This is a genomic window from Mesorhizobium sp. M0052, from assembly GCF_040323255.1.
Taxonomy (GTDB): Bacteria; Pseudomonadota; Alphaproteobacteria; order Rhizobiales; family Rhizobiaceae; genus Mesorhizobium.
The window spans coordinates 17,737-37,145 of sequence record NZ_JAMYUS010000037.1; the positions used below are offsets into that span (position 1 = coordinate 17,737).

Genomic DNA, 19,409 nt, shown 5'->3' on the forward strand with positions numbered 1-19,409 from the left:
GCGCGCAGCGCCGCGACGGCGTCCGGCGAAAAGTCGGCGGGTAGCGACGGCGTCAGACTCTGCGCTCCACCATCATCTTCTTGATCTCGGCAATCGCCTTGGCCGGGTTGAGCCCCTTCGGGCAGGTCTGGGCGCAGTTCATGATGGTGTGGCAGCGGTAGAGCCGGAACGGGTCTTCGAGATCGTCGAGCCGTTCGCCCGTGGCTTCGTCGCGGCTGTCGATCAGCCAGCGATAGGCCTGCAGCAGCGTCGCCGGGCCGAGATAGCGGTCGCCGTTCCACCAATAGCTCGGGCACGAGGTCGAGCAGCAGGCGCATAGGATGCACTCGTAGAGCCCGTCGAGCTTTTCGCGGTCCTCATGGCTCTGCAGCCATTCCTTGGCTGGCTCTGGCGACACTGTCTTCAGCCATGGCTGGATCGAGGCGTGCTGGGCGTAGAAATTGGTGAGGTCGGGCACCAGGTCCTTGACCACCTGCATATGCGGCAGCGGGTAGACTTTGACGGCGCCGGAAATGTCGTCGCAGCCCTTGGTGCAGGCCAGCGTGTTGGAGCCATCGATGTTCATGGCGCAGGAGCCGCAAATGCCTTCGCGGCAGGAGCGGCGCAACGCCAGCGTCGGGTCGATCTTGTTCTTGATCCAGAGCAGCGCATCGAGCACCATCGGCCCACAATCGTCCATGTCGACGAAATAGGTGTCGATGCGCGGGTTCTCGTCATCGTCGGGCGACCAGCGGTAGATGCGGTATTCCCGCAGGTTGGTGGCGCCCTCCGGCTTCGGCCAGGTCTTGCCCGGCTGCACCTTGGAGTTCTTGGGAAGCGTTAGTTCGACCATTACCTCTGGTCCTTTCGGATGACGGGCTTCGGCACCATGGTCAGTACACCCTGGCCTTCGGCGCGATCTTGGCAAGGCTGATGCCGCCGTCCTTTTCCGCCACCAGCGGCTCGGTGTGCACGGGACGATAGCTGAGGCTCACCTGGCCGTCCTCGCTTAGCCGAGCCAGCGTATGCTTGCGCCAGATAATGTCGTCTCGGGCCGAAAAATCTTCGCGCGCATGCGCGCCGCGGCTCTCCTTGCGCGCCTCGGCGCCGTAGACCGTGGTGATGGCGTTGGCCATCAGATTTTCCAGCTCCAGCGTCTCGACCAGGTCGGAATTCCAGATCATCGAGCGGTCGGAGACTTTCAGGTCCTTGAGCTCGGTCCATATCTGCGAAATGCGCTTGCAGCCGTTTTCGAGCGACTCCTGTGTGCGGAACACGGCGGCGTCTTCCTGCATCGCCTTCTGCATTTTCTCACGCAGAACAGCGGTTGGCGTCGAGCCATTGGCGTGGCGCAGCCGGTCGAAGCGGTCCATGATCTTTTCGACCGAGGCTTCGTTGGGCGAAGGGATCGCCGAATTACGGTCGATGACCTGGCCGGCGCGGATTGCGGCGGCGCGGCCGAACACCACCAGATCGATCAGCGAGTTCGAGCCCAGCCGGTTGGCGCCGTGCACGGAGGCACAGCCGGCCTCGCCGACCGCCATCAGCCCGGGTGACACCCGGTCAGGATTCTCGACCGTCGGGTTCAGCACCTCGCCCCAGTAATTGGTCGGCACGCCGCCCATATTGTAGTGCACCGTCGGCAGCACCGGGATCGGCTCCTTGGTCAGGTCGACGCCGGCGAAAATCCTGGCCGATTCCGAAATGCCCGGCAGCCGCTCATGCAGCACGGCCGGATCGAGATGGTCGAGATGCAGGAAAATATGGTCCTTGTTCTTGCCGACCCCGCGGCCTTCGCGGATCTCCAGCGTCATGCAACGCGAGACGACGTCGCGCGACGCCAGGTCCTTGGCCGACGGCGCGTAGCGCTCCATGAAGCGCTCGCCCTCGGAATTGACGAGATAGCCGCCCTCGCCGCGCGCGCCTTCGGTGATCAGGCAGCCGGCGCCGTAGATGCCGGTCGGATGAAACTGCACGAACTCCATATCCTGCAGCGGGAAGCCGGCCCGTGCCGCCATGCCGCCGCCGTCGCCTGTACAGGTGTGCGCCGACGTCGCCGAGAAATAGGCGCGGCCATATCCGCCGGTCGCCAGCACCACCATCTTGGCGGAGAAGCGATGGATGGTGCCGTCGTCGAGGTTCCAGGCGACGACGCCGGTGCAGGTGCCGTCCGGTTCCATGATCAGGTCGAGCGCAAAATACTCGATGAAGAACTGTGCATTGTTCTTCAGCGACTGGCCGTAGAGCGTGTGCAGGATGGCGTGACCGGTGCGGTCGGCGGCAGCACAGGTGCGCTGCACCGGCGGGCCGTCGCCATAATTCATCATGTGTCCGCCGAACGGCCGCTGGTAGATCTTGCCCTCTTCGGTGCGCGAGAACGGCACGCCGTAATGCTCGAGCTCGTAGACCGCCGCCGGTGCCTCGCGCACCAGATATTCCATGGCGTCGACGTCGCCCAGCCAGTCCGAACCCTTGACGGTGTCGTACATGTGCCACTGCCAGGAGTCCGGACCCATGTTGGACAGCGACGCGGCAATGCCGCCTTGTGCCGCCACCGTGTGCGAGCGGGTCGGGAACACTTTGGTGATGCAGGCCGTGCGCAGGCCCTGCTCGGCCATGCCGAGCGTGGCGCGCAGGCCGGCGCCGCCGGCGCCGACGACCACCACGTCGAACTTGTGGTCGACAAAGGTATAGCCGGTGGCCGATTTCGCGTCCTTGGCCAAATCAGCCTCCGAATGCCAGTTTGAGCAGGGCGAAGATCGAGGCGACGCCGACCGCTATGGTGAAAAACGTGCTGAGTGCGATCAGCGCCAGCTTCATGCCTTCGGCATGCACGTAATCCTCGATAATGACCTGCATGCCGACACGCATATGGGTGAGACCGGAAACGAGCACCAGCGCCAACACCAGCGCCACGAACGGACTGGCGAGCGCCGCCCGCACCTCGGCGAAGCCGGCGCCATTGAGCGCGATCAGGAACCCGACGAAGAACAGTATCAGCGGGATGTTGGCAATGGCCGTCAGCCGCTGTCGCCAGAAATGCCCGGTGCCTTCGCGGGCCGAGCCCAGACCGCGGACCTTGGCCAGCGGCGTGCGCATATCGTTGTTGTTCGTGCCGCTCATCACAAGGTTCCCCGCGCCATGTAGCCGGCGACCCAGATCAGCAGCGTGAGCAGGATGGAACCGGCGAGCGTCGCCCAGGCGATCTTCGATGCCGTGTGTTTCTCCAGCCCGGCGCCGGTGTCCCAGACGAGATGGCGCACGCCGCCCAGCATGTGGTGCATCAGCGCCCAGGTGTAGCCGAACAGGATGAGCCGGCCGAGCCAGGTGCCGAAGGCCCAGTTGATCCAATCGAAAGCGCCTTGCGAACTCGCCGCCGCCATCAGCCACGCGGCGACCAGCAGCGTGCCGAAATACAGCGCCCCGCCAGTGATGCGGTGAATGATCGACATCGTCATGGTGATCGGTGGGCGGTAAATCGTCAGGTGCGGCGAGAGCGGCCGTTCACGTCTGGCGGTTCGGGTGGCTGGTGATTTGCTCATGGCTGCCCCAGTTCGATGTCCGGAGCCGCGGTGGAAAGCGGCACTTACCGCCTCGATATATGACTTCAGACAGCCGGTTTCTAATGCTCTTTTTGCACCGCGTCAAAGCCGGAAAATCGTTTTGAAAACGTCATTTAGTCTGACAAAAGGCTGCTGTTTCGCTTCAATCGATTTGGCCACCGTCGAAAGCCAGCGCACCGTTCGCTGCAGTGCGGCATTTCCTTTGCAATCGACGCCAGGCTATCGTTTGCAGGTCTGTGGTGTCGAGCCCCTCTTCATCACCAGCGCCTCGCGCGCGTCGATCACGATTGCGTCATGCGACGCAGCTTCCTGGTAGCGGCTGGACTGGTTGGCGGGTGATGCGGCAAACTCCTCGGTCGTGCCATCGGGCCTGACAACGCGCAACGCCGTGCCGAGGTTCTGGATGGTGATCATGCCGCCATTGCCGCATCTGTAAGTTGCCGTGCCGACAGCAGACCGCGGCGCGGTAAGGTCGGTGACGATCTTGGCTGAAGGTGCGGCAGGCGCTGTCGGAGCCGTTGCGGAAGCCGGGGGCGCCACAGGTGCGGCGGACTGCTGAGCCGGCACGGGCGCGACAGTGGGTGGTACGGTATTCACCGCCGTCGGCGCGCCGTTCTCCGGCACGCAGGCTGCGGCAGTCAGCAAGGGGATCGACAACAGCGTCACCCGAAACGTCCGGCGTAACGCCATATGCTGTCCTCCTGCGCGGCTAACTAGCCGCGATGTTCCACCAAGATCAAGCTCACCCGACGTCAGCGTAGTTGTGTGCGTCGCGGCCGATGGTGCGGGCAAGCATGGCCGAATGATGACGCCCGGGTTTCCATCCCGTCGGATATTAACCATGTTTGGCGAGAGATCGCCGCCGGATGCGCCTGCCCTCTTAACAAAGGTTAAGAAAAGGTTAATTTCCGATTCGATCGGGTCCACAGCAGAGAGGACACCATGCTTTCGAATTCAGGAAGAGCGCGCCTTGCGGCGCTTGTGCTGGCGACAGCCAGTCTCGGCTTCGCCGCCCCGGCAATGGCCTGGTCGCGCCATCATGACCGCGTCTATGCCGATTCCCTAGGCAATCTCGTCATCGACAGCGCCGCCGGCTACAAGCGCATCATTGTCGGCCAAGGCAGGCTGGCCAAGAAATTGTCCGACTACACCAGCGCCGGGCAGCCGGAAGCGGAACCGGAAGTCCTTTATGAAGACGAGGCGGATCACATCTCCAGGCGTGGCTGCTACCAGCCGCCGGTGTTCGTGAAGGGCCGCTCCTATATGTACGGCCTCTCCGATGGCGAAATGCCCAACCTCAGCCCTTGCCGCTGATGATCCGGCACGGCCGAGAGGCCGTTTAAGCGAGACGCTAACCGACGCTGCCTGTATCCGGGATGAACACCGTTTCCGCCCGCTCATAGGACAATCGCACGCTGTCGCGGCCGTTCTTCTTGGCCTTGTAGAGCGCTTCGTCGGCGCGCCGCATCAGCGGCTCCAGCCCTTCGTCGCCGGTGCGCGCCGCGACGCCGAAGCTCGCGGTCACCCTGGTGCCCGGCGGCAACCCGTCGACACTGCCGGCCGAATAGTGCGTGCGCACGGCTTCGGCAAACAGCCGCGCCGTGGCAAGATCGCTCAGCGACAGAAGCACAGCGAACTCCTCGCCGCCGATGCGGCCGGCAACCGCACGCGTGCCGGCGGCCGCGCGAAGCTTGGCGGCGAAGTCGGCGATCACCTGGTCGCCCGCGGCATGTCCGTATTTGTCGTTGAGCGCCTTGAAGTGATCGAGATCGGCCAGCACCAGCGCGACCGGCACCTTGGTAACAGCGCAATGCTGCAGCACCAGCAAGGCGCGCTCCTCGAAACCCCTGCGGTTGAGCAGGCCAGACAGCGGATCGGTGTGCGTCTCGGTCTTCAGCGCCTTCATCACGTCGAGCGCAGCTGCCGAGAACAGGCAGAGCGCGATCAGCAACGACAGCAGCGCGTGCGTCAAAAGCGCCGTCGTCCAGTAGGACGAGCCATAAAACCCGTCATAGCTGGTGAACGGCCCGTGCGAGATGACGACGAGCAGCGTGCGGCCGATGAAGTTCAGCCCGGACAGCAGCGACAATACGAACAGGATTTTTTCCGTCGGGCCGTTCTTGCGCACGGCGCGCAGCTCGGCGGCGACCAGCAGGCTGAGGCCGCCAAAGCCGAAATTGATCGACAGGATGCGCCAAGTCAAGTCCGGCTGGACGAACAGGAACCAGCAGAATGCCACCATCCCGCCACCCGCCAGAATGCCGATCGCGATATAGGGCACGCGCCTGCCGTAGCGTGAGATGATCGCACCGACGAGGCAACAGGCGGCGAGCGTGAAGCAGAGGTTGGAGACCAGCTTGGTCAGCACCATGCCGCCGGGCAGCGTGAAATACTGCAGCAGGAAGCCGGGCGCGGACACGCAATAGCTCGTGCCGAGCACAGCCAGATAGGGCCGGTGGCGCTGATAGAACCACAGCACGAGGAACGCCGCGCCGAGCGCCAGCGCGATCGTCGGATTGAGCAGCGCTATGAACAGGCCGGTGTCCAAAGGACGGTGACTTCCCGCTTGACGTCAGGGAAGACCTTAGAGCGCAAGCCCCAACAAGCGGTTAAGCCGGGACGAATATGCAAGTCGCCACTCATGAAGCTGGTGCACGGAACCGGGACCTGAGGCCGGCGTTTCCTGACAGCAATCAAGGAGAAGTTGTTCATGGCCGACACGATCACGCTGACCGATCACGAAGCAATTCGCTCATGGGCCGCAGGGCGCGCCGGATTTCCGGCGATCGTCGATGTATCGCCCGAGACCGGAACGCAGCCGTTGCTGAGGCTCGTCTTCGGCCAGCACGCCTATCAGGACCAGGATCAGCCTGAACGCCCGGTCAACGCAGGCGGCTACGAGCTGGTCGAATGGGACGAGTGGTTCAAGATCTTCGACGAGCGCGAACTGGCGCTGGTGGTCGCGGCCGACGAACCCGGCAGCCGGGAGGAATTTCATGAAATCATCCGCCGTGCCGGCTAGGGCATATACCCCAAGGGTCTTAGAGCGGCGCGCTTTAAACAAAACCCCGAACGGTTTTGCCGTTCGGGGTTTTGCATACGCTCAGATCAGGCTTGAACCAGTCTGCGCTATTTCCAGTCGCGGATGTCGACGAAATGGCCGGCGATCGCCGCCGCCGCCGCCATGGCCGGCGATACCAGATGGGTGCGGCCCTTGAAGCCCTGCCGGCCTTCGAAATTGCGGTTCGAGGTCGAGGCGCAGCGCTCATGCGGCTTCAGCCGGTCGTCGTTCATGGCCAGGCACATCGAGCAGCCCGGCTCGCGCCAGTCGAAACCGGCGGCAATGAAGATCTTGTCGAGACCCTCGGCCTCCGCCTGTTCCTTGACCAGACCGGAGCCCGGCACGATCATCGCATCGACATGCGCACTCACCGTCTTGCCTTCGACCACCTTGGCCACCGCACGCAGATCCTCGATGCGGCCATTGGTGCAGGAGCCGATGAAGACGCGGTCGAGCGTGATGTCGGTGATCTTCGTGCCCGGCGTCAGCCCCATATAGTCGAGCGCGCGGATCTTTGACGTCCGCTTGTTCTCGTCCGTGATCTCTTCCGGATTGGGAACGACGCCCTGCACCGAAACGACGTCCTCGGGCGAGGAACCCCAGGAGACGATCGGCGGCAGCTTGGCCGCGTCGAGCACGATCACCTTGTCGAAATGCGCGCCCTCGTCGGACTGCAGCGTCTTCCAGTATTCGAGCGCGGCGTCCCACGACGCGCCCTTCGGCGCGCGCGGCTTGCCCTTGACATAGGCGAAGGTGGTTTCGTCGGCCGCGATCAGGCCGGCGCGCGCGCCGCCCTCGATCGACATGTTGCAGATTGTCATGCGGCCTTCCATCGACAGCGCGCGGATCGCCTCACCGGCATATTCGATGACATAGCCGGTGCCGCCGGCGGTGCCGATCTCGCCGATGATGGCGAGGATAATGTCCTTGGCGGTGACGCCTTCCGGTAACTGGCCATCGACACGCACCAGCATGTTCTTGGCCTTGCGCTGGATCAGCGTCTGGGTCGCCAGCACATGCTCGACCTCGGAGGTGCCGATGCCATGTGCCAATGCGCCGAAGGCGCCATGCGTCGAGGTGTGGCTGTCGCCGCAGACAATGGTCATGCCAGGCAGCGTGAAGCCCTGCTCCGGCCCGATGATGTGGACGATGCCCTGGCGGATATCGTTTTCGGAGTAATATTCGACGCCGAAATCCCTAGCGTTCTTGGCCAAGGCCTCGACCTGGATGCGGCTTTCCTCGTTCTTGATGCCGAACTTGCGCTCGGGCGAGGTCGAGACATTGTGATCGACCACGGCCAGCGTCTTTTCCGGATGCCGGACTTTTCTGCCGGTCATGCGCAGACCTTCGAAGGCCTGCGGGCTGGTCACTTCATGGACGAGATGGCGGTCGATGTAGAGCAGACAGGTGCCATCATCCTGGCGGTCGACGACATGGTCGTCGAAAATCTTGTCGTAGAGGGTGCGCGGTGCGCTCATGTGCGTAAATCCGTCGATTTGCAAAAAGGGGAAGGGCAGACGCGCGAAGCCTTCGGCGCGGCGAAAGCGGCTTAGCTAAGTCGGCTGGTGAGCGCGCCGGAAATGCGCGAAGAGAAACGCGACGGCAGGCGTTTTCTGTCCTGCAGCACGAAACCCTTATAGGCCGGATCGCCAAAAAGCTCTTCCATGGCGTGGCTCATACCAATGTTTTGGCTTTTCGGCAATTGCGGCGTGTTTTCGCTTCTCCCCTTGTGAGAGAAGGCGAAGAGGGCGGCGCTCAAAGCACCTCGAACACAAAAGTCTTCACCAGCGCGTCCGGCTCGGCGATCGCATAGCAGCGGAACCATGGGCTTTGCTCGGCCGGCCGCCATTTCCCGGCCCGCTCCAGCCCGTCGAACACGTCCTGGAAGCCGCCGCTTTCGAAAACCTGGTCGCGCACGGTGAAGATGGCGTGGCCGCCTTTCCTGGTGATGCGGACAAGCTCGTGCAGGCCGGACGCCGGCGCATGGCCGATGGTGAACACGCCAGTCGAGAAGAAGGCGCGGAAATGCCCGTCCGGCCAGGGTAGCGGCCCGCCGAGCATGGCCTGCTTCAGATCGCCATAGGCATTGCGGCTGCCGGCGATCTTCAGCATGTCGTCGGAGAGGTCGAGGCCGGCAATGTCGTGATAACCCAGCGCCTTCAATGACGGGCCTGACAGGCCGGTGCCGCAGCCGGCGTCGAGCAGCGGGCCTTCACCCACCTTCACATGGCGCGCCACCCAGGCGGTGATCAGGAACGGCAGCAGATAGCCGAGCGAAGCGGTCTCGCCGTCATAGGTCGCGGCCCAGTCTGCATAGGCCTTGGCCAGCCCTTCCGGCGTGTCGGCCGAATAGACGGTACCCAGCGCCGCATTGGCCTTGTCGATCGTCATCGCCTGCATCCTCCGGAATCCTGTCCTCCGCGATCGTAGCCGTGCCCGCGTCGGACTTCTATTCCTGCTGCGCCCGCCGCAGTCGTTGCTCCAGCCCCCGCAGCGCCAGCGACAGGCTGACGGTGAGGATGAGATAGATATAGGCGACGATCGAATAGGTCTCGAAGAAGCGGAACGAGCCGGCGGCGTAGATCTTGCCCATCTGCGTGATGTCGGCGACGCCGAGCACCGAGACCAGCGAGGAATCCTTGACCATGGCGACGAAGTCATTGCCGAGCGGCGGCAGGATGGTGCGGATCGCCTGTGGGAAGACGATCAGCCGGAAGCGCTGCGTGCGCGTCAGCCCGAGCGCCTTGGCAGCCTCGATCTGGCCTTTCTCGACTGACTGGATGCCGGCGCGGAAGACCTCGGAGATGAAGGCGGAATAACCGATGGTCAGCGCCATGATCGCACGCCACAACAGCGACACGTCGCGCACCAAAAGCTCGCCGAGATAGCCGGCGTTTTGCAGCGGCGCGGTCAGCGCATTCCACGCAGCCACGAAGGCCGGCGCGCCGGCGAAGGCGATCCAGAACAACAGCACCAGGATCGGCACGCCGCGGATGATCTCGACATAGAAACGAGCGATCTGCTTGAGCCAACGCGACCCCGACAACCCCATCAGCGCAATGCCGAGCCCGACGGCGGAAGCCAGCGCGAAGGCGACCACGGTGACAAGAATGGTGATGCCGATGCCTTTGGCGACGGTGGCAAAAACCTGGGCGTAGAGATCGCTGGCGGCAATGGAGAGCGCAGCGACGACGGCGAGCGCGATCGCGGCGGCAAGCCACCAGGGAAAATCGGGTTTTGAGGTTGAGGCGAGCATCAATGCCCAACGCTGGTGAACAGCTGCGCTCGCAAGATCTGCCGATCTCCCCCCTTGCGGGGGAGATGTCCGGCAGGACAGAGGGGGGTGCTGTCCCTCCAACCTGTCAAACGGTTACAGTCACAACCTTTGGCCTCTTTGGAAAAGCTCAAAACAAAAGGGAGGCGATCCTTCACACCCCCCTCTGCCCTGCCGGGCATCTCCCCCGCAAGGGGGGTCAGCGGCCGTCGCGCCAAGACGGCCTACTGCCCCATCTTGTAGTCGAGAAACCACTTCTTGTTCAGCGCCTCGATCGTGCCGTCGGCCTTCAGCGCCGCGATCGCCGCGTTGACCGGCTTCACCAGGTCCGAGCCCTTCGGGAAGATGAAGCCAAAATCCTCGGTGCCGAGCGGGCCGCCGATCAGCTTGAGCTTGCCGCCGGAGGCATCGACATAGCCTTTGCCGGCGGTGCCGTCGGTCAGGACGACATCGACGTCGCCGGATTTCAGTGCCTGCACCGAAGCGCCGAAGGTCTCGAACTGCTTGATGCGCGGGTTCTGCTCATTGCCGTCGAGCACGCTGTAGACGGCGGTGTAGAACGGCGTCGTTCCGGCCTGCGCGCCGATCAACCCGTCCTTGAAGGCGGCGAAGGTCTTGGCGTCGGTGAAGCGGCTTTCATCGGCGCGCACCAGCATGAACTGCTCCGAACGCATATAGGGGTCGGAGAAATCGACCTTCTCCTTTCGGTCGTCCTTGATGGTGATGCCGGTCATGCCAATGTTGTACTGGTTGTCGGAAACCGCCTGGATCATCGCGTCCCAGGAGGTGTTCTGGTACTCCACCTCGAAGTTCAGCCGCTTGGCGATTTCGTCCATCGCGTCATACTCCCAGCCGATCTGCTTGCCGGTCTTGGCGTCGATGAACTGCAGCGGCGGATAGGCGTTTTCCGTCACCACCACGACCTTCTTGCCGCCGAGATCGGGCAGCGCATCGGCCGCCCATGCAGCGACGGGCGCGAGGAAACAGGCCGCGAGGGCGGCCAGCAGCAGCTTCGATTTGGTCATGACACGCTCCAGGATGAGAAGCCCGCTTGCAGCCGGGCTCGCATGAAAATCCAGGCGCGACTTTAGCCGTCCGCAGACGGCTTGCAAGCCGGTCCGGTGCTCAGCGTCCGGTGAAAGCGGATTCCAATGCCTTCAACCAACGCGGTTTTAGAACGCCCCGTGGTCGGAATTTATTCCGTGATTGCGCCGCCGGCAAACCAGGCCCCTCCTGGACACGGGAACCCGTCAGATGACGGATCAGGATGGTGACGTAGCCTCACGCAGCTTGGCGACAAATCCGGTCAAGGTCCGGTGCAGCGACTTCAGCTCCTCGACTTCCAGCGGCATGGCGCAGGCAAGGCCTGCGGATACGTCCTTGATGCGGGCGCGCAGCGCCTGGCCCTTGGCAGTCGGTTCGACCAGCACGCGGCGCTCGTCGGCCGGATCGCGACGGCGGGTGACGAGACCAGCCGCTTCCATCCGCTTGAGCAGAGGCGTCAATGTCGCCGAATCCAGCCCCAGCGCCTCGCCGAGTTCGCCGACCGTGCTCGGCGCATGCTGCCACAGCGCCAGCATCGCCAAATATTGCGGATAGGTCAGGCCGAGCGGGTCAAGCAGCGGCCGATAGAGCTTGGTCATCAGCCCGCTCGCCGAATAGAGCGCGAAGCAGAGCTGCTGGTCGAGGCGCGGAACGGCGATCCTCCCGGCGGTGTCCGCCGGGACTTCGCTGGCCCTGGTTTCGGTCTTCGTCGTCATGCTGCCTTTGCCGGAAGCGCCACGGTCGAAAGCGCCACCTCGATATTGCCTTTGATCGCATTGGAATAGGGGCAAATCTGATGCGCTGCCGATACAAGCGCTTCCGCCCCCGCCTGATCAAGGCCTTTGGTCTCCGCGGCCAGTGCGACACCAAGTTTGAAGCCTTCACCATTGGGAAGCAGGCTGACGGTGGCGCTTACCGCCGCATCGTCCAGCGGCAGCTTCTGCTTGCGCGCGACGAAGCGGATGGCGCTTTCGAAGCAGGCGGCATAGCCGACCGCGAACAGCTGCTCGGGATTGGTGGCGCCACCCTGTCCGCCGAGCTCCTTCGGCAAAGCGAGGTCGACCTTCAGCAGGCCGTCGCTGGTCTCGCCGTGGCCGGCGCGGCCGCCGGTGACGCGAGCCTGTGTGGTGTAGAGTGCCATGTCAGTTCTCCATTTGCTTTGTATACGATCATTTAGCGTACAAGATAATTCGAGTCAACAGCCGTGGCGCAACTCTCGGCCGGCAATCGTTCACAGTCTGGTGAAACGAAAAAAGGCGGCCGAAGCCGCCTTTTCAAAATCCTTGGTCGAGATCTTATTCGGCCGGGGTCGCTTCCGCGGCCTTTGCAGCCTCGTCGGCGGCCTTGGCGGCTTCGTCGGCGGCCTTCTTCTCGGCGGCTTCCTGCGCGGCCTTCTCGGCTGCCAGCGCCTGCACGGCGGCGATCTTCTCGGCCTCGATGCGGGCCTTCTCAGCGTTCAGCGCGTCGCGCTCCTCATCGTTCAGCTTGCGGGCGCGCACGCCGGTGTTTTCCGAAATACGGGCCGACTTGCCGCGACGGTCGCGCAAATAATAGAGCTTGGCGCGGCGCACCTTGCCGCGGCGCACGATCTCGACGCCTTCGACCATCGGCGAGTAGACCGGGAAAACGCGCTCGACGCCTTCGCCGTAGGAGATCTTGCGGACGGTGAAATTTTCCTGGAAGCCGGCGCCGGCGCGGGCGATGACGACGCCCTCATAGGCCTGGACGCGGGTGCGGGTGCCTTCGGTCACGCGGACCTGGACGCGCACGGTGTCGCCGGGCTGAAACTCGGGAAGCTTGCGCTTGGCTTCGATCTTGGCGGCCTGTTCGGCCTCGAGCTGACGGATGATATCCATCTCAATAGTCCACTTCTTGTTCTTCCGACAGTCAGAGCGTCCGACACTCGCCTTGCAGTTCCATTGACCGCTCGGCTATGCCCTTTGTCCCCGAGACATCTTGTCTTCGAAACATTGGGCAGGGGCGACTACACCGTCATTGTTGACGGGTCCGGGAGATTTTTCTCGCCAGTACGGGCGGGCACATACAGCTATTTCACTGACTTGTCACGCCTTGGCCCTGTCTTTTTTGGTCGCATGCCACCACGCAATCGTCCAGTGCAGGGTTGCGCCGGCCCTTCAAGCTTCCTAATCCGGGAGCAGCACACTTGTCCGGCGGCCTCACAATGTCTGTTTTCGACGCAGTCCTGCTCTTCCTCGCGGGTTTTCTGTCAGGCGCCGTCAACGCGGTTGCCGGCGGCGGCACCTTCATAACCTTCGGCGCCATGACGCTGGCCGGCCTGCCGCCGATCGTCGCCAACGCCACGTCCTCGGTAACGCAGTTTCCCGGTTACATCACCTCGACGCTGGCTTACTGGACCGACATCAAGCATTTCTGGCGCGGCGCGCTGCTGCTTTGCCTGATCTCGGCTTTGGGCGCGCTGGCTGGTGCGCTCATCCTGCTGGCGCTCTCAAATCCGTCGTTCCGCGCCCTCGTGCCGTGGCTGCTGCTGGCCGCAACCGCCTTGTTCGCCGCCGGGCCGTGGCTGAAACCAACGCCGAAGCCTGGGCATGAAGCCACGGTCGGCTCTCTGGCCGGTTCGCTGGCGCAGTTCGCTACCGCCATCTATGGCGGCTTCTTCGGCGCCGGCATGGGCGTCATGATGCTGGCGACGCTCGGCCTGACGCAATCCGGCGACTATCACCGGCTGAACGCGCTGAAGAACATGCTGGCCGTGGTCATCGCCGCCGTTGCCATACTGGTCTTCGTTTCCGGCGGCGTTGTTGCCTGGCCGCAGGCGATTGTCATGATCCCCGGCGGCGCGCTCGGCGGCTATGCCGGTGTCTGGATCGCCAAGCGCGTGCCGCAGAACGCCGTGCGCGGCTTCGTCATCGCCGTCGGCCTGTTTCTGGCGTTTTATTATTTCGCCAAGGGCTGAGTGACGAACAGATTCGGTTTTCATGTTTCGCCCAGAGAAAACGAAATGTCGGACTACAAAGTCGTAATTCCCAGAAATCCGTTAGCCGATGGTACTCGCCAGTACGAGTTTCTGACCGATGCCGAATTTCATCAAGTCTCTGAGCTGCTAAAAGCAGATCCGGAAATCATGGCCGCAATCTATAGGCAGGCTGAAAAAATCAATCGAAACCGTGAGATCGAGGAACCAGACGACGAGATTCCGGTCGCAGGCTATTTGCCTGAAATTGCTGCTGTCATTCATGGTGTCACATCACGCGACACTTCGTCGGGTTTTGCGTTTGCGGTTGTCGCCGAGTTTTTGGAAGAGGAAAAACTCATAGAGAAGATCAGAGGCTAGCCCGGCCTTTGGCGATTTCCGCCATCGTTGCCATTCTCCAGCAAATCAGGCCGCCGCTCCTTCGTCAGCCTCTCGGACTCTGCGCGGCGCCAGGCGGCGATCTTCTTGTGATTGCCGGAAACCAGCACGTCGGGGATTGGCCTGCCTTCGAACTCCTGCGGTCGCGTGTAATGCGGATGTTCGAGCAGACCGTTCTCAAAACTTTCTTCCTCGCCTGATACCGCATTGCCCATCACACCGGGCAACAGCCGGACCACGGCATCGAGCAGCACCAGGGCTGCCGGCTCGCCACCGGAGAGGATGAAATCGCCGATCGAGACTTCCTCCAGCCCACGCGCCTCGATCAATCGCTGGTCTACACCCTCGAAGCGGCCGCAGACGATGACGGCGCCCGGCCCGGCGGCCAGCTCGCGCACCCGCGCCTGCGTCAACGGCTTGCCGCGCGGGCTCATCAGCAATTTTGGACGCGGATCGCCGGACGGCGAGGTGTGGTCGATCGCCTTGGCCAGCACATCGGCGCGCATCACCATGCCGGCGCCACCGCCGGCCGGCGTGTCGTCGACGGTGTGATGGCGATCGCTGGCGAAGTCGCGGATCTGGATAGCTTCCAGCGACCATGTCCCGACTTCGAGCGCCCGTCCGGCCAGCGACAGGCCTAGCCCGCCCGGAAACATCTCGGGATAGAGCGTCAGCACCGAGGCCTTGAACGTCACCGGTTGCCTCCGGCTTCGCTCGGCCCGCGCGGTCGGCCCTTCGTGTCGAAATCTTCTTCGCGCGGCGCGTCGCCATCCTCATCATCGACAAGGCCGGCGGCTGCCGGGTCGACGCGGAGAAAACCTTCGGCGATCGAAACCTGAGGCACGGCGACCTGGGTGAACGGGATCAGCACGCCTTTGCGCCCGCCGAGGGTAACGTCGAGAATGTCGCCGCCGCCGAAATTATGCACCGCCACCACCTTGCCGATGACCGCGTCCTTATCGTCGCGGACTTCAAGTCCGACGAGATCGGCGTGGTAGAATTCGTCCTCCTCGCCATCGTCGGGCAGCATCGAGCGGTCGACGAACAGCTCGGTTCCGGCCAGCGCCTCGGCGGCGTTGCGGTCGGCAATGCCCTTGAAGCGCACCACCACGACGGTGTTGGCGGGCCTGATGTCGATGATCTGGAAGGCGCGGCCGTCCTTGGCATAGAGCGGCCCATAATCGGCCAGCGCCATCGGCTCGCCAGTGAAAGTCTTCACCCGCAATTCGCCCTTGATGCCGTGGGCGGCGCCGATCACGGCCATTTGCACGGGGTTCTGGGGCTTCGACATGGCTGATATCCTTTGCCCTGCTCTAACGCCCTACCGGCGTCATTTCAATGATCGCCCGTGGCCATTTCAATGACAGGTTCTTCACCGCTTCCTAACCCGGCTGCCTGACAATGGCGGCATGCAGGAATTTCTCATCCCGGCAAAACCCGACCTCCAGGCAGCGCGCGAAAGCTGGCTGAAGATGCTGGCGCGCGAGCGCCGGCTGGCGCCGGCGACCGTCGAAGCCTATGAGCGCGACACGCGCCAGTTCCTGCATTTCCTCACAGGGCATTGCGGCGGCTCGCCTGGTCTTTCCGACATCGCCACTCTGCGCCCGGCCGATCTGCGCGGCTTTCTTGCCGCGCGGCGCAACGCCGGCGCCGGCGCCCGCACGCTCGGACGCGGCCTCGCCGGCATCCGCTCGCTGCTGCGCTTCCTCGAACGGCGCGGTCTCGCCAATGCCGCCGGTGCCGCTGCGTTGCGCGCGCCGCGCCAGCCGAAATCGCTGCCCAAGCCGCTGACCGCCAGCGATGCCAAACATGTCGTGTCGGTGGAAGGCCAGCTGGCTGAAGAGCCCTGGATCGCCGCCCGCAACGCCACCGTGCTGACGCTGCTTTATGGATCGGGCCTGCGCATTTCCGAAGCGCTGGGCCTCAGCGCCGCCGACCTGGCATCGGAAGCCGACACCGTGCTGCGCGTCACCGGCAAGGGTGGCAAGACACGGCTGGTGCCGGTGCTGCCGGTGGCGCTCAGGGCAATCGCCGAATACCGAAAACTGTGTCCCTACCATCTCGATCCCAAGGGCCTGCTGTTTCGCGGCGCCCGGGGCGGGCCGCTCAACCCGGCCATCGTCCAGCGCGACATGGCCAGGCTGCGCTCGGCGCTGAACCTGCCCGACACCGCGACGCCGCACGCGTTGCGCCATTCCTTCGCCACCCATCTGCTCGGGCGCGGCGGTGACCTGCGCACCATCCAGGAACTGCTCGGCCACGCCAGCTTGTCGACGACGCAGGTCTATACCGGCGTCGACACGGCAAGGCTGCTCGAGATCTACGAATCTGCCCATCCCCGCGCGTGACACTGTATAAGTCCAAGACAATTTCCCCACGCCGGTTAACCGTTTCGCCGCTTTTCAGTCCTAGAACCGCACCATGAAACGCGCCCTTGCCATCGCCGACCGCGCGGCCCTTGTGTCGCTGAAGCTGCTCGTCGCGCTCAACGCCCTGTTTTTCCTGTCTTTTCTCGTCGCGTTGCTGCTTGCCATGGGCAAGGCGCATGCCGAAGCCCCGGCCTGCGCCGGCGCCGATCTGCTATCGGCCCTGCAGAAGGAAGACCCCGCCGCCTATGCCAGGATCGAGACGGAAGCAGCAGCGACGCTGAACGGCAAGGGCCTGTTGTGGAAGTTGGAGAAATCAGGCGAAAAGCCGTCCTTCCTGTTCGGCACCATGCACATGACCGACCCGCGCGTGACCACTCTGCCGCCGGCAGCCAGGAAAGCCTATGACGCTGCCGGCACCATCATCATCGAGACCACCGACGTGCTCGACAAGCAGAAGATGATGGAGGCCATGCTCAAGGAACCCGAGCTGATGATGTTCACCGACAACACGACGTTGTCGTCGCTGTTGTCGCCGGAGGATGCGGCGGTGGTGAACAAAGGGCTCGATGCGCGCGGCATTCCGCCGGCGAGCGTCTCCAAGATGAAGCCGTGGCTGCTTTCGGCCATGGTCGCGCTGCCGGTCTGTGAGGTCGCCCGTCAGGCAGGCGGCGCACCGGTTCTGGACGTCAAGCTGGCGCAGGACGCCAAGGCCTTGGGGAAGCCGGTGGAAGGGTTGGAGACCGCTGCCAGCCAGCTGCACGCCATGGCCTCGCTGCCGATTGCGTTCCACATCAAAGGGCTGGTCGAGACCCTGAAGCTCGGCGACAAGATAAACGACATCAACGAAACCATGATCGTGCTTTACCAGCGCGGCGACACCGGCACCTTCTGGCCGCTGTTGCGTTCGATCTCGCCCGACGAAGACGACGACGCAGGTTACGCCGAATTCGACCGGACGATGATCACCGGCCGCAACAAGGTCATGGCCGACCATGCCGCACCGATCCTGGCCAAGGGCAATGCCTTCATGGCCGTCGGCGCCATGCATCTTCCCGGCCCCGAAGGCCTGGTCGAGGATTTTCGCAAGGCCGGCTATACCGTCACCGCCGTCGACTGAGCAGCGCCCGTCTTGAATACCGAATCACGTAAGCCCGGCTCTGTGCGGTGCGCAACTGATTCGCAAAGCGGAGGCGGTTGGCCCTATTTTTGGCGGAAAAGGCCAGCTAAGCTCGTTCTACCTCGTTCGTGATTGATTTTGCGGGGGAAATACAGGCCAACAAGCGGTTGCGAATCAGAATTTTTCTGCGTTCGTCAATTTGAAGGCCTAGTATGAACCCGTTCAACGGTTGCGCGTTGAGGGGTGTTGATTGATGCTTTTCATCCACGGAGGACACTTTTATGGCGAACCCTAACGATCCAGCGCCCAGGTCGGGTGGTGGCAGCGGCTGGCTGATTGCGCTGGTCGTCGTCATCCTTGCGATTGTCGCGTACTATGTTTTCGGCAGAAGCGGCGAACATCCTGCGCCCGCAGAGCCGCCGGCAGCCAGCACACCGGCGCCCGCACCTGCACCGGCTGAGCCGATGAAGCCCGCCGAACCGGCTCCCGCACCAGCCCCTGCGCCCGCACCGGCTCCTGCGCCAGCCCCGGCACCCGCGCCCGCTCCGGCGCCGAGCCCGTAATCTGGCCAACTGATCTGGCATCTTGTTCCAGCCAAGAACGGCCCGCTGAAAAGCGGGCCGTTTTGTTTGGGGCCCCTGTCGCGAGCGTCGCGATTCTTCACCGCCCCTCTGTGCTGCCGGACATCTCTCCTCAAGGGGGAGATCGGCTGTCTCACGAACAGCGCCAGGTTAGAAACGTGAGAAACTTGAAAGCTCGCGACGCGGCGGTGAAGTCCAATCTCCCCCCAAAGTGGGCATAGGCGCTAAGATAGCTTTGGCATGGACTGAAATTTGCGCTTTCGCGGTGGCTCACGCCAGCGATATCGCAAGGCATGGAGATTTTGACGCAGGGCCGCCAAGGAAGGTTGAGTAAAGATGGTCGCGATCAGAGAGGCGACGATCTGGCGGGTGGCGCGCCACAGCAGCGGGCGCCCGTCGCTCAAGGGGGAGAGACACCCAATTCCTGCGAGAGGGGTTCGGTCACAAGCGCGATGAGGAAGTGTGCAAGGATCCAAGGCCTTGCGATCCTTGGGTCCTTGGCGGGAGGAGAGCGCAGCCCGATCAGGCTCTTCAGGCGCTTGAAGGCGAGTTCGATGCGCCAGCGCATGCGGTAGAGCTTGAGGACCGTATCGGCGGGAAACTCCTCCCGGTCAAGCGAGGTCACAAGCAGGACGAAGCCGGCCGCAATCAGCGTCTGCGGTTGAACCTTGTTGCCCTTGGCCCTGGCTGATTTTGCGCCGCGCTTCTTGTGCCGCGGCCTCGGATTTGCGCAAGGCGATCAGGCGCATATTGACAGGCTCGCCCTTCTTGAGTGCCAGCCGGGCAGGCGTTTCGCAGACTTCCTCCCGGCAGTTCGCCAGGTAGCCGATGAGATCGAACGCCCTGCCGTTGGCGTCGAGCCATCGCGCGTTTTTCCACGACGCGCGCACAACAACATCGCCGCCTTGCGCCATCACCTTGGCGATCCGCTCGGCCTGCAGATAGGCGCGGTCACCGATGCGGATCTCGCCCGGCACCACCGGCACGCGGTCGATCAGCTCGGCCTCGCTCTGGTCGGTGATCTCGAGGAAGTCGAACTGCTCGCGCTCAAGCTCGAAGGCGCAGTGCATGCGCCAAGGACCATTGTTCT

At 63.4% G+C, this 19,409-nt stretch carries 23 protein-coding genes and 1 pseudogene; 6 read left to right on the forward strand and 18 right to left on the reverse strand.

Annotated features, from left to right (window positions below; genetic code table 11):
• Positions 1 to 52: 52 nt before the first annotated feature.
• The 5 genes from NKJ77_RS30790 to NKJ77_RS30810 all read right to left on the reverse strand — a co-directional run bounded on the left by NKJ77_RS30790 (position 53) and on the right by NKJ77_RS30810 (position 4,232).
• Positions 53 to 832 (reverse strand): succinate dehydrogenase iron-sulfur subunit, encoded by a 780-nt coding sequence (locus NKJ77_RS30790; RefSeq protein WP_023670510.1) that lies wholly within the window; start codon positions 830 to 832, stop codon positions 53 to 55.
• Positions 833 to 872: 40 nt separating this feature from the next.
• Positions 873 to 2,702, reverse strand: coding sequence for a succinate dehydrogenase flavoprotein subunit (sdhA, locus tag NKJ77_RS30795; RefSeq protein WP_023706721.1), 1,830 nt, complete (start codon positions 2,700 to 2,702; stop codon positions 873 to 875).
• Position 2,703: 1 nt separating this feature from the next.
• Positions 2,704 to 3,102, reverse strand: a complete 399-nt coding sequence (sdhD, locus tag NKJ77_RS30800) for a succinate dehydrogenase, hydrophobic membrane anchor protein (RefSeq protein ID WP_023683885.1) — start codon at positions 3,100 to 3,102, stop codon at positions 2,704 to 2,706.
• Positions 3,102 to 3,521 carry a succinate dehydrogenase, cytochrome b556 subunit gene (gene sdhC / locus NKJ77_RS30805; RefSeq protein ID WP_023683884.1) on the reverse strand — a complete coding sequence of 140 codons (420 nt, stop codon included), beginning with the start codon at positions 3,519 to 3,521 and terminating at the stop codon, positions 3,102 to 3,104. Before sdhC ends, sdhD begins: the two co-directional genes overlap by 1 nt.
• Positions 3,522 to 3,761: 240 nt before the next feature.
• Positions 3,762 to 4,232 (reverse strand): hypothetical protein, encoded by a 471-nt coding sequence (locus NKJ77_RS30810; protein WP_352536270.1) that lies wholly within the window; start codon positions 4,230 to 4,232, stop codon positions 3,762 to 3,764.
• Between the two features lie 252 nt (positions 4,233 to 4,484).
• Between NKJ77_RS30810 and NKJ77_RS30815 the strand changes: the two genes are divergently transcribed.
• Positions 4,485 to 4,856, forward strand: a complete 372-nt coding sequence (locus NKJ77_RS30815; protein WP_023687709.1) for a hypothetical protein — start codon at positions 4,485 to 4,487, stop codon at positions 4,854 to 4,856.
• A gap of 37 nt (positions 4,857 to 4,893) precedes the next feature.
• On the opposite strand, the gene NKJ77_RS30820 is transcribed toward NKJ77_RS30815, so the two are convergent.
• Positions 4,894 to 6,090, reverse strand: coding sequence for a GGDEF domain-containing protein (locus tag NKJ77_RS30820; RefSeq protein WP_023698369.1), 1,197 nt, complete (start codon positions 6,088 to 6,090; stop codon positions 4,894 to 4,896).
• A 162-nt stretch (positions 6,091 to 6,252) separates the two neighbouring features.
• Here NKJ77_RS30820 and NKJ77_RS30825 point away from each other — a divergent pair, with 162 nt between their 5' ends.
• Entirely contained in the window at positions 6,253 to 6,564 is a 312-nt protein-coding gene (locus NKJ77_RS30825) for a hypothetical protein (protein WP_023670517.1), read from the forward strand.
• Positions 6,565 to 6,671: 107 nt separating this feature from the next.
• Here the strand turns inward: NKJ77_RS30825 and leuC are convergent, their stop codons facing one another.
• The 8 genes from leuC to rplS all read right to left on the reverse strand — a co-directional run bounded on the left by leuC (position 6,672) and on the right by rplS (position 12,777).
• Positions 6,672 to 8,081: a 3-isopropylmalate dehydratase large subunit gene (leuC, locus tag NKJ77_RS30830; protein WP_023670518.1), complete on the reverse strand. Its 1,410-nt coding sequence runs from the start codon at positions 8,079 to 8,081 to the stop codon at positions 6,672 to 6,674.
• A gap of 71 nt (positions 8,082 to 8,152) precedes the next feature.
• Entirely contained in the window at positions 8,153 to 8,362 is a 210-nt protein-coding gene (locus tag NKJ77_RS30835) for a hypothetical protein (protein ID WP_196813720.1), read from the reverse strand.
• Positions 8,359 to 8,994 carry a class I SAM-dependent DNA methyltransferase gene (locus tag NKJ77_RS30840; RefSeq protein WP_023815323.1) on the reverse strand — a complete coding sequence of 212 codons (636 nt, stop codon included), beginning with the start codon at positions 8,992 to 8,994 and terminating at the stop codon, positions 8,359 to 8,361. The genes NKJ77_RS30835 and NKJ77_RS30840 overlap by 4 nt, the downstream gene beginning before the upstream one ends.
• A gap of 58 nt (positions 8,995 to 9,052) precedes the next feature.
• Positions 9,053 to 9,859 carry an amino acid ABC transporter permease gene (locus NKJ77_RS30845; protein ID WP_023683878.1) on the reverse strand — a complete coding sequence of 269 codons (807 nt, stop codon included), beginning with the start codon at positions 9,857 to 9,859 and terminating at the stop codon, positions 9,053 to 9,055.
• Positions 9,860 to 10,101: 242 nt separating this feature from the next.
• Positions 10,102 to 10,902: a transporter substrate-binding domain-containing protein gene (locus tag NKJ77_RS30850; RefSeq protein WP_023726051.1), complete on the reverse strand. Its 801-nt coding sequence runs from the start codon at positions 10,900 to 10,902 to the stop codon at positions 10,102 to 10,104.
• 237 nt (positions 10,903 to 11,139) lie between these two features.
• Complete coding sequence (locus NKJ77_RS30855) at positions 11,140 to 11,637, reverse strand: MarR family winged helix-turn-helix transcriptional regulator (RefSeq protein WP_023683877.1); 498 nt, start codon at positions 11,635 to 11,637, stop codon at positions 11,140 to 11,142.
• Positions 11,634 to 12,062, reverse strand: coding sequence for an organic hydroperoxide resistance protein (locus NKJ77_RS30860; protein WP_352536271.1), 429 nt, complete (start codon positions 12,060 to 12,062; stop codon positions 11,634 to 11,636). The genes NKJ77_RS30855 and NKJ77_RS30860 overlap by 4 nt, the downstream gene beginning before the upstream one ends.
• A gap of 154 nt (positions 12,063 to 12,216) precedes the next feature.
• Positions 12,217 to 12,777 carry a 50S ribosomal protein L19 gene (gene rplS / locus NKJ77_RS30865; RefSeq protein ID WP_023670525.1) on the reverse strand — a complete coding sequence of 187 codons (561 nt, stop codon included), beginning with the start codon at positions 12,775 to 12,777 and terminating at the stop codon, positions 12,217 to 12,219.
• A 326-nt stretch (positions 12,778 to 13,103) separates the two neighbouring features.
• Between rplS and NKJ77_RS30870 the strand changes: the two genes are divergently transcribed.
• Together NKJ77_RS30870 and NKJ77_RS30875 are read left to right on the forward strand one after the other, a co-directional pair.
• Positions 13,104 to 13,856, forward strand: a complete 753-nt coding sequence (locus tag NKJ77_RS30870) for a sulfite exporter TauE/SafE family protein (protein WP_352536272.1) — start codon at positions 13,104 to 13,106, stop codon at positions 13,854 to 13,856.
• A gap of 45 nt (positions 13,857 to 13,901) precedes the next feature.
• Positions 13,902 to 14,234, forward strand: a complete 333-nt coding sequence (locus tag NKJ77_RS30875) for a hypothetical protein (RefSeq protein WP_352536273.1) — start codon at positions 13,902 to 13,904, stop codon at positions 14,232 to 14,234.
• On the opposite strand, the gene trmD is transcribed toward NKJ77_RS30875, so the two are convergent.
• Together trmD and rimM are read right to left on the reverse strand one after the other, a co-directional pair.
• Positions 14,231 to 14,947, reverse strand: a complete 717-nt coding sequence (gene trmD, locus NKJ77_RS30880; RefSeq protein ID WP_352536274.1) for a tRNA (guanosine(37)-N1)-methyltransferase TrmD — start codon at positions 14,945 to 14,947, stop codon at positions 14,231 to 14,233. The two genes, NKJ77_RS30875 and trmD, sit on opposite strands and share 4 nt — an antisense overlap.
• Positions 14,944 to 15,543 (reverse strand): ribosome maturation factor RimM, encoded by a 600-nt coding sequence (gene rimM, locus NKJ77_RS30885; RefSeq protein ID WP_352536275.1) that lies wholly within the window; start codon positions 15,541 to 15,543, stop codon positions 14,944 to 14,946. Before rimM ends, trmD begins: the two co-directional genes overlap by 4 nt.
• Before the next feature lie 118 nt (positions 15,544 to 15,661).
• On the opposite strand from rimM, the gene NKJ77_RS30890 reads away from it, so the two are divergent.
• Together NKJ77_RS30890 and NKJ77_RS30895 are read left to right on the forward strand one after the other, a co-directional pair.
• Complete coding sequence (locus tag NKJ77_RS30890) at positions 15,662 to 16,600, forward strand: tyrosine recombinase XerC (RefSeq protein WP_352536276.1); 939 nt, start codon at positions 15,662 to 15,664, stop codon at positions 16,598 to 16,600.
• Positions 16,601 to 16,673: 73 nt separating this feature from the next.
• Positions 16,674 to 17,738 (forward strand): TraB/GumN family protein, encoded by a 1,065-nt coding sequence (locus tag NKJ77_RS30895; RefSeq protein WP_023706732.1) that lies wholly within the window; start codon positions 16,674 to 16,676, stop codon positions 17,736 to 17,738.
• Positions 17,739 to 18,719: 981 nt separating this feature from the next.
• Here the strand turns inward: NKJ77_RS30895 and NKJ77_RS30900 are convergent.
• Together NKJ77_RS30900 and NKJ77_RS30905 are read right to left on the reverse strand one after the other, a co-directional pair.
• Positions 18,720 to 18,971, reverse strand: a complete 252-nt coding sequence (locus NKJ77_RS30900) for a transposase (RefSeq protein ID WP_031195598.1) — start codon at positions 18,969 to 18,971, stop codon at positions 18,720 to 18,722.
• Positions 18,931 to 19,409 (reverse strand): annotated as a pseudogene (locus NKJ77_RS30905) (hypothetical protein); the annotation flags it as partial. The pseudogene NKJ77_RS30905 and the gene NKJ77_RS30900, both read right to left, overlap by 41 nt.